Origin of the sequence: Francisella sp. 19S2-4 (genome assembly GCF_036281795.1) — a bacterium.
In the GTDB taxonomy this organism is placed as follows: domain Bacteria; phylum Pseudomonadota; class Gammaproteobacteria; order Francisellales; family Francisellaceae; genus Francisella.
In genome coordinates this window covers 1-16439 of record NZ_JAWUZH010000022.1, presented here as the reverse complement: position 1 = coordinate 16439, position 16439 = coordinate 1, and the positions used below count along the sequence as shown (strand labels likewise).

Here is a 16439-nt window from a genome sequence, read left to right as displayed (position 1 = left end):
TATTACTATAAATGGCTTAGAAAATCATATCATTTACAATATTAACGATTTTTATAATTATTATAAAAAACTCTTAATTTTTTCTATCAACTATAAAGACTACAACAATCTTTAACAAAAGTGCCAAACCAAAGCATACCCATAAAGCTAAAAGTATTAAGTGATAATTTGACATCTCCACATGAGCTTTTACAAACCCCCATATAGACATACAAAATCCTACAGAGAATGTCACCATAGCAGCTGCTGTACCATGATTTTTAGTAATATCACTCATAGCAGCACCGGTTGCTAATGGTACGAAAAATCCTAAGAAATAACATATTAGCTGCAATGATATTACAGTACTATATAATGATACCTTTAAAAAGCTATATAAAATTATGAATATAAAGGCAAGTACGAGAACTCCAAGCCTATAACGTTTTTTGTGTACAGCATCAGCTTTCATCCGAAAGCTAAGTATCCCTAGAATATAAAAAACTGAAGCTAATAAAAATATAACCGTAAAAACATTAATCGATACATCTAGCTCATCTACCAATAACCCTTTATAAGAACTCATCAAGACACCGAGATAAAAAGAAAAAAGTAATGCAGCAATCATAACATTCAACAAGTATCTAGGTTTTGATAAAGCATGGACAAAGCCATATAAGATTTCTGATACTGGAATTAAGATCTGATTTTGAGCATCTATCCTTAGTATATTAATAGAGAAAATAAATAAAACCACTTCTATTAAAGCCATCGTAAAGTAAGCAAGTCTCCATGAGATAGGTATTAAGCACAAAACTAAATAAGTACTCACAATTGGAGCGACTATTATTGTTATAGATAATATTGCATATGCCTTTTTCATCTGAGTAATATCATCAGCATTACGTGATATTAAGGCTCTAGCAATAGATGAGTAACACCCTGTTCCAAGTCCTAAACAAACAAAGCCTATATATAAAATATGAATATTATTTGCTATACCCAAAATTACTAGCCCAGTTATTGATAAACTCTGCGATAAAAATAGTACTTTCTTTGCGGTAAATATATCCGAAAGAGTTGCAAACAATATCGCAGAAAGACTAAACATAAAAAATGATAAACTCATCGCAAGTTGAGCCTCATCTTCAGAAATATCTAGACTAGCTGATAAAGTAGATATTAATGGCATTGATATAGTTAGCGTCATATAACCAACATATGTTAGAAAATATGCTAATAAATTTTCTCTTTTCGTATTTCTAAACATATTTGTATTTTCTTATTTAAAAAGAACACCTATAAACTGCTACTTTTATATTAAGTTTGCAGCATTTATAAAGGATTATCGTCAGGAATAATCTAGCAACAAATTTTACTATAAAATAATCCAAAAAGTCACATAACTTTATAGTAATAATATTTATACAACGGAGCTAAACTTTTTTATATTTAATTTCCATATTCAACTTGATAATCTAAAAAGAATTGAATACCTCAATTAATTATTTTAAACTCACTAAACATAACAGTTAAGATATAAACCATGTCGACAAACAAAAGATATACTCTTAGTTTAAGGAGTATCGAGGATAATATTTTTAGTCCTTTTCATAATATGTTTATTTGCTTACATTAAACCTTTTACAACAGCCAACTATTTATCTAGTAGACAGTTTAAAACTTTTGAATATCAATCATTAGGATTTCTAAATAAAAATCAAGTTTCAGGATTTCATAATAAGACTCCTAGAGACTTATTTGCTAACTTCTACTATAAATCTTTGAGCTTATGGATGGGGTCTCATAAATACTACTATGATGTAATTAACTGTATTTCACCCCAAACTGTAAAAATAAATGATTACACAATTAGTGAACAAGATATTAATATTGATAAAATGCTAGTAGCTCTACTTAAAACTGATTTTAGGCTTAAAGATGTTCCAAATAATACAAACACAAATAAGTTAAGCCTAACTCTTAGAAAAGGTAGCGATAAGCAGACTTTTTACTTAGCTAAAAAAGCCAATGGCGACTGGTATTTCACTCAAGAAAACTTCACAAATCCTGAAACTCTTAAAAAATTTGTTGTTTACAAAAAAGAGAAAAACTCTACAGAAGACAATATAAGAAATATCTCAATGCCTATACTATCATATATGAGGTTTGTTTTTGGAGTGAATCAAACATATAAATTCGACACCCAAGATGCTCTTGATATTATGAACCTTGAATGGATTCCTCAAAATATACGAAAGAATTATGCATCCTTTATCGCTTTTAGTATGGATAAGGTGTTTGAAAGCGCAAAGATTACAATTAGAAATATACCTGGTGAAGTCTTACCTGGTAGTAACCTAGTAATGATATACACCTCCCCATTATCTGGAAAAAGTATATATTTAGAAAATATACAAAATACTAAGAAAAATAAGGTTTTTGATAATTGGATCTTTACAAAAGACTCTCAAATTAACGGTGTTGAAATTTTCTTAAACGACCTAAGCAATAATATACGAACACCTATTGGTAACAATATAAAATATTCACTTTGGGAGAATATCCCAAGCCTTCTCAATAAATATGGTCAAATTGTATATATAATGATCATATCTATAATCTCGGCAACCATTTTATATTTAATCTACAAATTATTTTTTAAAATCTTAAATCCTATTTTTAGAATTCTAGGAAATATTTTTGAGAATAAAGATTATAAAACTATCAAAAAACTCACTATTGCAACATCGTTAATAATATCCATATATCTTGCATATTTCTTCTTCTTTAACTCTATGATAGTTTTTGAAAATGCTTGTTACTATTTTGATTTAATATTTAGAATTTCATATGGCATCATAATAATGTTTTTATGTTCTGAGATCGTAAATGTTCTATGTTCATTTATTATTTCATCATATAAAAAATCTCAAGACCCAGACAAATCTGCAAGGTTTTCCTTTGCTATAATTATTGCTAACAAAATCATCAACCTTATCATAATACTTATTATCACTGGATATATAATAGAGAAGCTTGGTATTGATATGTTCCACTTTTTAGCTGCTCTTGGTATTGGTGGACTTGCCATAGCGTTAGCCGGCAAAGATACAATCGAAAACCTTTTTGGATCAATTATTCTAGCTGCAGAGAGACCTATCAAAATTGGGGATTGGGTAATAATTAAAGATCAGCAAGGAATAGTAGAAAAGATAGGTTTAAGAAGCACTATTATCAGAACTTTTGAAGATTCTGCTCTGATAATACCAAACTTCGCATTTGTTACATCACAAATTAATAATATGGGAGAAAGAAAATATCGCAGATACACAACTATGCTTGAAGTTGATGAATCCACCCCAACAAATAAGCTTAAGTCATATGTAAATACCTTAGATGAATTAGTACAAAACACTCCATATATGCGAAAAGATGGATACTATATAAGAGTAAATGATCTAAAACCGGCTTCTATCGAAATATTAATATATGTATTTTTTGTCTCTCAAGACTGGGGAGAAGAGCTAAAACAACGTGAGCAGTTTATAATAGATATATTAGATATTGCTGAAAAAATGGGAATTAAACTGGCTCCATCACAGAAAGTTCAATTAGACAAAGATACTCATAAAAATAAATAAAAAATACCTTCTAATTCACCATTCATTATTAATTAATTTCTAACTTATGCTATCATAATGTATTTTAAATAATTGGCATGCAAATTTTCTATCTAAGATTACAAGCCTTTAAAACAATGAATACAAAAAAACTTTCACTAGTAATATTATCTTTTTTAGTATTACCTCTAATTGCAAATGCTGATGAATCTGTAGCAACTATAGACTCACATATAGACACTGATGCCAAAAAATTAGATAGTGATACAAAACATGTTGAAAAAGATGCAAAAGGTCTTTATAAGCTACCTAAAAACTACTACAACATTAATGATCTTGATGATGTTACAAAAAAGACATTTAAACCTATGGCATATATTAGTGTTAATGGTGGTTGGGGACAGCAAACAAATATGGCTAAAGGTGGAGCAACTATAGTAGCTAGCTTAGGCTATAGATTTACAGAGTCTTTTGCCCTAGAATTCGTTTACCAGAACTTCTTAGTTAGTGAGTATAATACAACTCAGAATAATAATTACTTTGCTGGTGCTGCTAAATATTATTATAAGATAAACAATTATATAACAGCCTACGCTGCTGCTGGGCTCGGTCTTGGTCATACAAGTATTAATGGAATAGAAAATCAACAAAATGCTCCAAAAGATTATTTAGCAACAAATAACACTTGGGGAGGTTTTGCTGTATTTCCAGTAGGTCTAATGTTTCCTATCAAATATGTTGATAACCTAAGTCTTAAGGTCACATACACATATACAATTTCTTTTTCAGGAGACTCACAAAACTTTGTAACTTCAGGTTTACAGTATTCTTTTTAAGACTATTTTCTAAAACTCTGTTTTTCAGATATTTTATAATCTAAGTATGTACTAATATGATTCTTCTTATCTTTAAAGACAAAGTTGTTATAAACTATCATATACATTAGTACTTTTCTTATATAATGCCTGGTCTCTCCAAATGGGACATTCTCTATCCAAATTGGTGCTGGAACTTCTTTTTCATTTAGCCATTTAGCTACATTACCAGGTCCTGCATTATATGCAGCTATTCCAAGGACTGTATTCTTATCAAATAACTTCTCTAAGAAATATAAATTTGCTGTACCTAACTTAATGTTATTCTGTGGAACAAATATTTTAGTATTCATATCTTCAGACTTACTTCCAACTAACGAAAGCTTATATTTTTTAGCAATAAACTTAGCTGTAGGCTCAGTAACTTGCATCAAACCTTTCGCACCAGCCCAAGATCCTGCCTGTATATCAAACAAAGATTCTTTACGCATTATAGAAAGCACTAAATCTCTATCAATACCAAATTTCTTAGTATTCTCATTAACAATATTTATAAAAGCTTTAGGGAAAAGCATATCAATATTATTATACTTACCAATCACTGCCATATTAAATATAGCTGCATAATACATATTATTATCTTCAGCTAAACGAGCTAATTCTTTAATCTCAGTAATCTGATTTGCTTTTAGCTTATTTCTTATACTCCAGCGCCATATACTTGTAGAGTCTTTATATTGACCTATTTGATACAAATCAATTGCTTGCTCAACTGTATCTTCAGAAAGTAGCTTTTTAGTTTCAGTATTATTTAGCTTATCAGCTGTAACATTGCCAAAATTATAGGGTTTATCTAGTTTATCCGAAGCTAAAAATGAATAATAGCTTAATGGATCTTGTGTTAAATCTTGATATATTTCTTTGGCTTTTGATGTTTCTCCTTGCTTATCATAACTATATGCTAACCAATATCTCCATGCTTCTTCTTGTTGAGATTTTTTTGGTAATTGATAGTATGTTTTTATGTAGCTTGCGAAATCACTATTATATAAATCTACTCTTAATAACCATCCCCAAGCTATACTATCCAAATATTGTTTATCGACTTTTGCTAACCATTGTTTTGCTTCAGGTGACTGTGATCTTGCAAAATCAACAGCAATTGCAGAAATACACTCTTGTTTAGTTTTTTTGCTCAAATATCTTTTATTTTTCAAACTATCCCATATCTTTGCATAATTTGAGGCATCTTTATTAATAAGATCTTTTGAGACATCTACAAATACCTGATTAAATCTTCGATAGTTATGATACTTAGCTATAAACTCATCTAGCTTAGTAGGATTTTTCATTACTTCTTGCCATGCAGTAATATAGTTAACATAGTCATCATTATTTTTTACATAAGTATTTAATAACCATAAACTATCATCAAATTTATTTGCAAATGCTAATGTATAAGCTTTATTTGTTAAATAACTTTTGGGTTTATCATCAGACTTATCCCAATATTTTTGCATTTCTGAACAACCAGATGGCATATACACACGATTTTGCCAGATCTCTCCATACTCATTTAATGCTTTAGCTTTATCGCCTGACTCATACTCTGCTTGCATACTCCAACATTTTCCAGAGATTCCCAAGTCTCCTTTATAGTATTTTTTAAAGAGTGTCCAATCTTGTTTTTGTCCATAATATTGAGCTAAATCATCATAAAGCCTATCTTGCCAATATTTATTGTTATCTTGTTTAAAATACGCATCGATTGTCGATTGATCAAAAATCTCTGGATCACTACTAATCTCTTTATATTGAAAATATGGATATATACTTGTGCCTTTAAGCTTAGATTTAAGATAATAATATGATTTATAATTTTTAGCTTCTAAAGCTTTTAACGCTTGCTCTGAAATCTGAGCTTGCTGAGTAGTAAGACTATATCCAATACTTGCAGATAAAACCAACAAACAACTTGTTACAATTTTTTTATTAATCACGATAACTTAATTATTTAGAAATTTATTTTGCTAAAAATACTAACATTATTAAAGCTAAAAAACTAACCATTCTAAATATAAGCTAATAATTTATATTTAATAATCTTTATTCACCATCATAAAATCTAATTGTTTTCTATATAAAATATTAAAAATTAGTACATTTGTCCCTGGTTAGATTACAATTATAGAAATAGATATTATTTATTAGTTTTTGAATATGAAAAATAAACTTAGCCTAGTTACTATATTTGGCTTAATATATTTAATTTTAGGAATTACCTTTTACTATAATAAGCAAGATAGTTACTATTTCTCGATATCCACACAAACAAACAAAAAGATATCGAAAAATATAGATATTAAAACTATTGCTAATTTAAACTATCTGCAATATAACCACGCCTCATCAGTAACAACATCGGGAGATACACTCTTTGTAACTTGGTATAGCGGTGATGAAGAAACAGCTCCTAATACAAATATCATGCTCGCGACTGCTAAGCAAATAGATGGGCATTGGCAGTTTTCGAAAACAAGATCTGTTATGAATCGACAAGAGTTTCAATCTATCTTTAAAAAACATATTCATCATTTAGGTAATCCTATTATATATGCACAAAGCAAAAAAGTATGGCTAATTTTTACATCATCTACAGGTGGCTGGGTTACATCTTCCTTAAATATTATGTACTCAACAGATCTAGGTAAAACTTGGAGTACTCCTAAGATGATAATTTCATCACCCATTATGAACTTTAGTACCTTAACTCGAGGTTCTGCTATTAAATTAGATAATGGTAATTTCGCTGTTCCAGTATATAAAGAGTTTAACAACCTAAATGGAAGATGGTTTATTTTTAATAATCACGGACAACTTATAGATGTCTCTGAAATGACTAATGACGGAGTAAATCTACAACCCACAGTAGTGCCTCTATCAAAAACACATGCATTAGCCTTTTATCGACAAATGTATAGTTCTATTAAAAAAATTTATACAAACCAAACATCTAATAGTGGACAAACTTGGACTACTGTAAAGCCAACAGAACTTAATAATCCAGACTCCGGAATAGCTGCCATAAAAACAAAAAATGGCATACTTCTAGCTTATAATGATGCTAGCCATGGTAGATCAAATCTTAGCTTAGCTTACAGATCCGATAGTTCTAAAAGCTGGCAAAACATCTATACATTCCCTAATAAGGCAAAAGGAGAATTATCTTACCCTGCTTTTACTTTTTACAAAGATAGTATCATTTTATCATTTTCAGATAAGTTAAAGAAAACAATAAGAGTTGTTGAAATAAAAGGAGAGGAAACCAATGCTTAACTATTATAATCTTCTAGCAACAAATCTTTTTACAATATATATTTTTCTAAGGCTGTTTGGCTTTTTACAAAAGAAAATATTAATAGTAATTACTATTATTTTATTAGCCTTAAATTTGGTAAGCGTAACTTCTAATAATGAAACTATATATTATTTTATTTTAGGTGTAACAAACTATTTTAGCTTTTCATCATTCCTTTTTTTACTATTTATAATACTATCTATATTCATAAACAATAAAACTACTATCTTTTCATATACCAGCCTAGCATTTTTACCTATAATTATTGTCTTTTATGGCTTATTTTTTGTATTATCTTATAAGCTTTATGATTTTGGCTATAAGCCATATATTGTTGTACCTTTTATTTTCATATATGCATTAGTTCTATTGTCTATTTCTAAGAAATTTGTGCTATTTAACATCATTATTGTTATATCATCTGCAATATTCTTTACGAATATATTACAAACTAATATTTGGAACTATCTGCTTGATCCAACATTATTAATAATTTGTATTATTGAAATAATCACATGTATGATACATCTAAAGAAAAAAGATAAAATCATCAAATATTACTAGAGGCTATTTCTTAAAGCTAAGCTTATTTGACAGCTTAGTCTGAAGAAGATCACTTAATCTTATATTATTATCCTTTAGTACCAAATTATCATAAACCACCATATTAACTAAAACATGTCTGACATAATTTCTAGTCTCAACAAATGGTATATTTTCTATCCATTGTTTTGCAGGTATTTCTTTATTCGTTAACCAATTTGCTACATTTCCAGGCCCTGCATTATAAGCAGCTATACTTAAAACTATGTTATTTTTAAATAAACCTGCCAAGAAATCTAAATTAGCACTCCCAACTTTAATATTAATAGTAGAATTATATATTTGCTGCTCTTCAAAATTAGTTAACTTATATCTTTTAGCTATGAAATTTGCGGTTGAATCTGTAACTTGCATCAAACCTTTTGCCCCTACTGAAGAGCTAGCATCTCTATAAAATAAAGATTCTCTTCGCATAATAGCAAATATTAATGACTCTTCTAAATCATATTTCTTTGATTGTTCACTTATAAGATCAGTAAAAGGATTAGGAAATAACAGCTCTAGCCGACTTTTGATTCCCAGCATCCCCATTGCAAAAATTGCTTGATAATGCATTTCATTATATGATGCTAGTTCTGCTAGATCATAAATCTGAAATCTATCTTTACTATCAAACTTCTGTCTTATAATCCAACGCCACAACCTAGTAGAATCTTTATACTGCTTAGCTTTATATAAAGCTACTGCTTGATAAGTATTATGATCTTTTAATAACTCAGAATATTTTGATTTAGATATTTCAATGGCACTTTTAGACCCCAAATCATACGACTGACCTAGTGCATCTGCTGATAATAACACATAATAATCAAAACCTTTTTTATCAGCAAGTTCTTGATAGATAGTATTAGCTTTTGACTTATAGCCATTTTTAGCATAGCTATATGCTAACCAATATCGCCAGACATCCTCTTTCTGTAAATTTTCAGGTAGCTTTTGATATGTTCTAATGTAATTATTATAGTCTGAATTATACAGATCTGCTCTTAATAGCCATTGCCAAGCATCATTAGTATAATATTTAGAATCAATTTTCAAAAACCACTGCTCTGAGGTAGCATCGTGATTTTTAGCTAAGCTAATAGCTATAGGTAACATTGCCTGATTATAAAGCTTAGTATCTAAATATTTTGTGTTTTTTAATCCCTGCCAAATTTTTGCATATTTCTGCGGATTATTCTTTGTTAGATCATCTGATATGTCTATCAAAACTTCATCAAATTTTGGATAATTATGATATTCGGCAATAAAGTTATCTAAATTTTGAGAATTATCTGTGGCTTCTTTCCACGCATTTATATAATCATTATATGATTGTTGCTTAACATGCTTATCAAGTAATACTAGAGCATGATCAAAACTATTACTAAATGCAAGAGTGTAAGCCTTCTCTACGACACAGTCTTTACCTTTATTTGGATAATCCTTCCAATACGTTTGAATATCAGTACACTCATAAGCTGAAGGAGTTTCATCCTGCCAAAACTTAGTAAAGTCGATAATTGCTTTTTGTCTAAATTTTTCATCTTGACTATTTTGAGCTATCCAACATTTTCCATCTGTTTCTAAATTTCCATCATAGAATTTTTTAAACATTTCCCAATTTTTATTTTTGGCATAATGAATAGCTAAATCATCACATAAGGCTGATGCCCAGTATTCATTTTGATGGCTATTAATATAGTTCGTAATTTGTTCTTGTGTGAATATTTCAGGGTTTTGGGATATTTGTTTATATTTAAGGTAATTATCCAGATTAATTGTTTTTAGATTAGGTGTAGCTTGTGAATAGTTATTTTTTTGCTTTAATTGCAATTGTTCAAGCTGCTTTTTTACACTATCAATTTGCTTATCTGTTAGACCATAAGATAAGATACAAAAAAAACTAATACTAAAAATAACAACTTTTTTAAAACACAAATTTATCTCCTACTTATAACTTCTCAACCAAATTTAAAACAAAATTAGCCGATTTTTGAGCCGCATTTTTAGCAAACTCATCAAAATCTTCGGTAGCATCACCATCTGCCGTATCTGAAATACTCCTTAAAATCAAACTAGGAACATTCATTTCGTTACACACAAGGTTAACACTCCCTCCTTCCATTTCTATTGCTTTTGCATCAAATTCTTTAACCACAAAATCTTTTCTCTCAACTGAACTAACAAACTGATCTCCGGTTGCTATAATCCCTGTATGAAGATTAAGTCCAAGATCTTTTGCGACCTCTTTTGCATGATCTAAAATAAAACTTGAAGTTTTAATTTGTACTTCAGATATTGGAATCTTACCATAAGGGTAGCCAAACGCTGTAATATCGACATCATGTTGTACAGTTGCAGTTGCAGCAATCATATCACCAACTTTTAAATCTTGTAATCCACCAGCAACACCTGTAAATAGCAAAACCTCTGCACCAAAATGTTCCACCATTATTGTTGCGGTCAAACTAGAGAATACCTTGCCAATCTTACTATATGCAATAATAAGCTCTTTATCTTTATATGCTGCTAAATAATATCTATTATTTGCATACTCTACTGTTTCATAACTATCCAACTTTGCCAATATTGGTTGGATCTCAATTTCCATAGCGCCTAAAATTGCTATTTTTTTCATTACTTATTAACCTTCTATCTCTATTTTTGTTACTTTTCTAAATCCTTGCGGTAAAAGCACTCCACCGCCAGAAGGCTTATCAGTTAAATATGTTTCTATATTTTTACTATCTATGCGTATAAATCTCTTACCAGCACTTAATATAGCTTCCTGTTCTAAGCTTAATAGTTCAACAAACTTTAGCTTATCTTTTTTATCAAGCTTAATAATAGATTTACCTTTACCTTTCTTGAGTATAGCAAAATTAGCAAAATCTCGTATAACTGTTCTACCATTAGAACTTACACCCAGCATCTTAGAATTTTCATCAAATGGTATAAATTTAAGTACATCATCAGCATCAAAAATATTCTTACCAGTAACTTTATTTGTAACTAAATCCTCTGCTGGGATGACAAAACCTTTACCACTAAGACTAGCAATTAAAAAATGTGACGCTGCATTAACAAATTCCATATTGATGATTTCATCTTTTTTATCCAAAGGAATATATGTAGTTATATGCTCACCATATCCTCTAGCTGAAGGAAACTTATCTATATACATAGAATAAGCTTTACCAAGTTTTGTGAAAAATACCACTTTAATATTACTATTGCCCGAAACAGCAAGAAAAGGCTTATCTTCTGGCTTATAATTTAGACCTTTAGGATCAATATTGTCACCTTTAGCACATCTAACCCATCCTGCTTTTGACAGAATCACCGTTACTTTTTCACTAGGTATTAGATCTTTTTCTTCTAATGCTTGAGCCTTTTCAGCTTCAATAACTTTTGAACGTCTGTCATCACTAAACTCTTTTAATATCTCTTTAAACTCTTTTTTCATTAAGTTTCTAAACTTAACTTCACTATTCAAATAGCCTTCTAAGAGCTCTTTTTCTTTTAGAAGCTCATGTTGTTCTTTTTTTATTTCAATTTCTTCAATTTTTGCTAACTTGCGCAATCTAATATTTAAGATAGCTTCAGCTTGGATTTCTGAAAGAGAAAATCTATTTTGCAGCTCTATACTAGGATCATCATAGTTTCTGATAATATCAATAACTTCATCTATATTTAAAAATGCTATCAGCAAACCTTCCAAAATATGCAAACGTGCTAATACTTTATCTAAGCTAGTTTGTAATCTTCTACGTAAAGTTTGTCTACGGTAGTCTAGCCATTCATTTAAGATATCTAATAGGTTTTTAACTTTAGGCTTATAATCCAAACCTATCATATTCATATTCACACGGAAACTTTTCTCAAGATCAGTGGTAGCTAACAAATGCCCCATAATCTTAGTGATATTCTTCTTTGTAGTCCCTGAATATAAAACTATCTTAACTGGCTCTTTATCATCTGATTCATCTTGAATATTCTTAATCCAAGTAATTTTTTGTTGTTTCAACTGATTAGCTATTTGCTCCATCACAGAAGCGCTTGAAACTTGATGAGGTAACTTTGTAATTATGACATTACCATGATTATCATAATCATACACCGCTTGCTGCCTGATTGATCCTATACCAGACTTATAGACCTCAGCTATTTCTTCTCGAGAACTTATTATATTTGCACCTCCTGGATAATCTGGAGCTTCTATAATTTCTAAGATATCATCTATTGAAGATTTAGGGTTTGATAAAAGATGTAAACAAGCATTCATAACCTCTGTAATATTATGAGGCGGGATATATGTCGACATCCCCACTGCAATACCCATAGCACCATTTAGTAAAATATTTGGTACTTGTGCAGGTAAAAGCTTCGGCTCATCCATTGTTCCATCAAAATTTTTGACCCAATCGACTGTGCCTTTTTTAAGCTCATCTAGAAGAAGTACCGCATACTTTGATAAACGTGACTCAGTATAACGCATTGCAGCAAATGATTTTGGATCATCTATTGAGCCCCAATTACCTTGACCATCAATGAAAGGATAACGATAAGAAAAATTTTGAGCCATTAAAACCATTGCTTCATAACACGCACTATCACCATGAGGATGATATTTACCTAAAACATCCCCCACCGTACGAGCAGACTTCTTATATTTTGATAGATGACTTAAGCCAATTTCACTCATTGCATATATGATGCGTCTTTGTACAGGTTTTAAACCATCTGATATATGTGGTAAAGCTCTATCTAATATTACATACATTGAATAGTTTAGATATGCCTGCTCTGAAAATTCTCCTACAGATTGCTTATTTTCTAAACTTGAGAATAGATCCATATAGTCTTATGAATATTTAATATTTTAATCAAATTATATATTAAATATTGTAGTGATGCTACGACTCAAGCGTTAGGTCACATATAGATTCTATACTTTCATATCATCTATCTTTTTAATAATAGCTAAAACTATATTTTCTTAAATAAGCTAGTTGATTATCCTATTATATTTAATATAGAATGTAATCAAGTTGATGTTTGAAAGTATTAGTTGCTTTTAATATGGAAAATTTAAGATCTTTTTGTAATACTCTTTATCCTTAATTATCACACCTATTCTATTTGGTACTTATTTTGCTAGATATTACTATGCAAAAAGTACTTATCGCAACTAAAAATTCCAAGTAAAACAAAATAACTGTAATAGGTATATTATGATAAACAATCAACAAAACAACAAATATAAATACGGAGAAAATCAACCAGGAAACAATTCTGTTTCTTATCAAGACTATCCTCAACTACAAGAAATTAAAAAGAAACTACCACTACGCGTATTAAGTGAAGATGATTTTAAACACTGGCAAACTTATGGTTATGTAGTCATCAAAAATGCTATTTCAAAAGAAGATGCTAAACAAACTGCCGATTTCCTATGGGAGTTTAGCGAAATGACTCAGAATGATAAATCAACATGGAAACCAAACAAAACTGTATATCGAATGCAAGAGCTTAATGGTAGTGGTATGCTTGAGTGCTATCATCATCCATTATTATGGAACAACCGTCAGAATCAAAGAGTATATGACGCTTTTGTAGATATTTGGGATAGAGAAGATTTATGGGTTACTATTGATAGAGCTAACTTAAGCTTACCAATCAAATATAATCAAAAAAACTTCAGTGGTTTTTTACATTGGGATGCAGATTCAACATTAAAACCTCTGCCTGTAAATGTGCAAGGTGTACTAGCATTAAGTGATACAACACTATCTAGCGGTGGCTTTCAATGTGTTCATGAGCTATTCAAAAATTTCTCAGAATGGGAGCAACAACAACCAGCCGATAGAGACCCATTTACACCAAACATAGAAACAGTTCCATATCCAGCGAAACCAATTCTTGTCAAAGCTGGGGATCTTATTATTTTTAATGCAATGTTACTTCACGGCATTCGCCCAAATACATCGGATGATGAAGTAAGATTAGCTCAATACATATCAATGACTCCTGCAGAGCCAACTAATCAAGCTATTAAAAATTGGCGAGTTAAATCATTTGAGGAAAAAACAGCTCCTGATGGTTTTGCTTTTGAGGGCGATCCAAGGGAGTGGGAAAAAAACAAATACTCTCCTGCTAAACTTAATTCTCTAGGAGAGAAGCTATTAGGACTTAAAAATTATTAAAATCTTAAACCTATGTAATTTACATAGATTCTTCTCAAACATTAAGTTAATAATCTTTTAAAGATTCTTTTTCCGGTGATAAGCTATTGTTTCTAGCTCTTTTGAAAAAACAAACTTATTTCTTCTAAGAAAGTCCAATGTTTTTAATATATCTGTAAATCCAGAAAGAATCCAAGCTTGAATAGTATAATCAAAAGTCGTTTTGGATTTTAGATATCTACTAACGCCAGAGCGACATTCTTGTGTTAAAAAATCTGTAGCTGGGAATTTTATCGCGATAAAACCTCTTTTGTCATATACAGCTATTTTTGCATAAGCTCCAAGGCTTGATATCTGCTCTTTTATATCTTTAAAGTCTTCCCACGCTAAGAGAGTTTTCTCAATCGACTCCTTTTCAAGAAAACGTACAGATTTTGAATTATAATTCTGCTTTAAGCTATATGACTCCTCTTTAAGTTCACTATATTTATCAAGAAGCTCTTTATAGCGTCTATTTAAAGTTAAGTTTGATATTTCTAAGCTATCATTTCTATTAGATAGCTCTACTTGCTTTTGCTTAAGCTTTTTAGATTTTTCAGAAACCAGTTGATCTATATATTTTTTTAAATTACTACGCAAACTAAAAGCTATTTGATTTTCTTCAATCAAGTGCTCTTTTAATGTCTCTTGGATAATAGCTAATAACTGATCACAAGGTTTATCTTGAATTGGTTGATCTTCTAATTCAGCCTTAGTAATAGCATCTTTCTTATCTTGCTTATATAAAGTAACTTTCTCGACCAAATCAATAATTGAAATATTACCACCAATAAGTTTTCTAACTTTATTAACAGTAATTTCTTCATTTTGTGACTTCAATAAATCACATTTTTGATTTACAAGCTTTTGTGTTACTTTTTGTGACATTTTATATTTTTTCTTCTTCTCTTAAAGTCAAAACTTCATAACCATCTTTTGTTACTAGAATAGTATGCTCCCATTGAGCAGAAAGAGATCTATCTTTAGTAACAGCCGTCCAGCCATCTTTCAAAACAGAAACTGCTCTTTTACCAATATTTATCATTGGTTCAATTGTAAAAATCATCCCTTCTTCAATTCTATCACCAGTGCCAGCTTTACCATGATGCATAACATGAGGAGGCTCATGAAAACTTGCACCAATACCATGGCCACAAAAAGCATCGACTATTGAGTAACCAAACTTTTTAGCATGCTTTTCAATAACTTCACCAATATCACCAAAATAATTACCTGGTTTTACTACTTCTATGCCTTTCCATAAACATTCATGCGTAACTTCAACAAGTTTCTTAGCCATTACCGAAGGTTCTCCAATCATAAACATCTTACTTGTATCACCATGATAGCCATCTTTTTTAACAGTTACATCAATGTTTAAAATATCACCTTTTTTTAGCTTTTTATCAGCAGGAATTCCATGACAAACAACATGATTTATTGATGTACATATAGATTTAGGAAACCCGTGATAATTAAGAGGTGCTGGATATGCATCTTGTTCATTTATAATATAGTCATGACATATCTTATCTAATTCTGCAGTTGTAATGCCTTCTTTAACATATGGAGTAATCATCTCTAAAACTTCTGCTGCTAATTTTCCAGCAACACGCATTTTCTGTATTTCTTCAGGTGTTTTTATAATTATTTCACTCATTTCACTAATACTAAATTTTCAAAAATCTAAGCAACTATTATAAACTATCATGCAATGAATATATAGATATTAAAAAATCACGCTAATTTCATTAAACAATCCTTACTACTATTTGCATATATAAAAGACTGTTGAATTAATATCCCAAATTGTTAGATATATTTTGTAAAATACAGATGTTACAGATATTAGTAT

Annotated in this window: 11 protein-coding genes; 4 read left to right on the top strand and 7 right to left on the bottom strand. The window is 30.0% G+C overall.

Translation table 11 applies throughout. The features are described 5' to 3' along the window. Positions 1-73: 73 nt before the first annotated feature. Complete coding sequence (locus R8535_RS06185) at positions 74-1249, bottom strand: MFS transporter (RefSeq protein ID WP_329497491.1); 1176 nt, start codon at positions 1247-1249, stop codon at positions 74-76. 526 nt (positions 1250-1775) lie between these two features. Here R8535_RS06185 and R8535_RS06180 point away from each other — a divergent pair. Both R8535_RS06180 and R8535_RS06175 read left to right on the top strand, forming a co-directional pair. Continuing rightward, the gene (locus R8535_RS06180) at positions 1776-3623 is read left to right on the top strand and encodes a mechanosensitive ion channel family protein (protein ID WP_329497489.1); all 1848 of its coding nucleotides are present in this window, start codon (positions 1776-1778) and stop codon (positions 3621-3623) included. Positions 3624-3739: 116 nt separating this feature from the next. Continuing rightward, positions 3740-4438 carry an outer membrane protein gene (locus R8535_RS06175; protein ID WP_329497487.1) on the top strand — a complete coding sequence of 233 codons (699 nt, stop codon included), beginning with the start codon at positions 3740-3742 and terminating at the stop codon, positions 4436-4438. A 2-nt stretch (positions 4439-4440) separates the two neighbouring features. Here R8535_RS06175 and R8535_RS06170 read toward each other — a convergent pair whose 3' ends face one another. Next, positions 4441-6417, bottom strand: coding sequence for a lytic transglycosylase domain-containing protein (locus R8535_RS06170; RefSeq protein WP_329497485.1), 1977 nt, complete (start codon positions 6415-6417; stop codon positions 4441-4443). Between the two features lie 220 nt (positions 6418-6637). On the opposite strand from R8535_RS06170, the gene R8535_RS06165 reads away from it, so the two are divergent. Continuing rightward, a complete protein-coding gene (locus tag R8535_RS06165; RefSeq protein ID WP_329497483.1) occupies positions 6638-7753 on the top strand; it encodes a sialidase family protein in 1116 nt (371 codons plus the stop codon). Positions 7754-8342: 589 nt separating this feature from the next. On the opposite strand, the gene R8535_RS06160 is transcribed toward R8535_RS06165, so the two are convergent. Genes R8535_RS06160 through parC form a run of 3 tightly spaced genes read right to left on the bottom strand, consistent with a single transcriptional unit; the run spans position 8343 to position 13218 of the window. Next, a complete protein-coding gene (locus R8535_RS06160) occupies positions 8343-10298 on the bottom strand; it encodes a lytic transglycosylase domain-containing protein (RefSeq protein WP_329497479.1) in 1956 nt (651 codons plus the stop codon). 13 nt (positions 10299-10311) lie between these two features. Beyond that, complete coding sequence (locus tag R8535_RS06155) at positions 10312-10998, bottom strand: 5'-methylthioadenosine/adenosylhomocysteine nucleosidase (RefSeq protein WP_329497477.1); 687 nt, start codon at positions 10996-10998, stop codon at positions 10312-10314. A gap of 6 nt (positions 10999-11004) precedes the next feature. Beyond that, positions 11005-13218 carry a DNA topoisomerase IV subunit A gene (gene parC / locus R8535_RS06150; protein ID WP_329497475.1) on the bottom strand — a complete coding sequence of 738 codons (2214 nt, stop codon included), beginning with the start codon at positions 13216-13218 and terminating at the stop codon, positions 11005-11007. Between the two features lie 376 nt (positions 13219-13594). On the opposite strand from parC, the gene R8535_RS06145 reads away from it, so the two are divergent. After that, complete coding sequence (locus tag R8535_RS06145) at positions 13595-14566, top strand: phytanoyl-CoA dioxygenase family protein (RefSeq protein WP_329497472.1); 972 nt, start codon at positions 13595-13597, stop codon at positions 14564-14566. A gap of 57 nt (positions 14567-14623) precedes the next feature. Here the strand turns inward: R8535_RS06145 and R8535_RS06140 are convergent, their stop codons facing one another. Beyond that, positions 14624-15472, bottom strand: coding sequence for a hypothetical protein (locus R8535_RS06140; RefSeq protein WP_329497471.1), 849 nt, complete (start codon positions 15470-15472; stop codon positions 14624-14626). 1 nt (position 15473) lies between these two features. Further along, positions 15474-16244, bottom strand: coding sequence for a type I methionyl aminopeptidase (map, locus tag R8535_RS06135; protein ID WP_329497469.1), 771 nt, complete (start codon positions 16242-16244; stop codon positions 15474-15476). Positions 16245-16439 lie beyond the last annotated feature (195 nt).

Bases quoted from the DNA above. Each gene is read 5' to 3' on its own strand.
- R8535_RS06185 (WP_329497491.1), bottom strand. From the start codon at position 1,249: ATGTTTAGAAATACGAAAAGAGAAAATTTATTAGCATATTTTCTAACA.
- R8535_RS06180 (WP_329497489.1), top strand. From the start codon at position 1,776: ATGGGGTCTCATAAATACTACTATGATGTAATTAACTGTATTTCACCC.
- R8535_RS06175 (WP_329497487.1), top strand. From the start codon at position 3,740: ATGAATACAAAAAAACTTTCACTAGTAATATTATCTTTTTTAGTATTA.
- R8535_RS06165 (WP_329497483.1), top strand. From the start codon at position 6,638: ATGAAAAATAAACTTAGCCTAGTTACTATATTTGGCTTAATATATTTA.
- R8535_RS06155 (WP_329497477.1), bottom strand. From the start codon at position 10,998: ATGAAAAAAATAGCAATTTTAGGCGCTATGGAAATTGAGATCCAACCA.
- parC (WP_329497475.1), bottom strand. From the start codon at position 13,218: ATGGATCTATTCTCAAGTTTAGAAAATAAGCAATCTGTAGGAGAATTT.
- R8535_RS06145 (WP_329497472.1), top strand. From the start codon at position 13,595: ATGATAAACAATCAACAAAACAACAAATATAAATACGGAGAAAATCAA.
- R8535_RS06140 (WP_329497471.1), bottom strand. From the start codon at position 15,472: ATGTCACAAAAAGTAACACAAAAGCTTGTAAATCAAAAATGTGATTTA.
- map (WP_329497469.1), bottom strand. From the start codon at position 16,244: ATGAGTGAAATAATTATAAAAACACCTGAAGAAATACAGAAAATGCGT.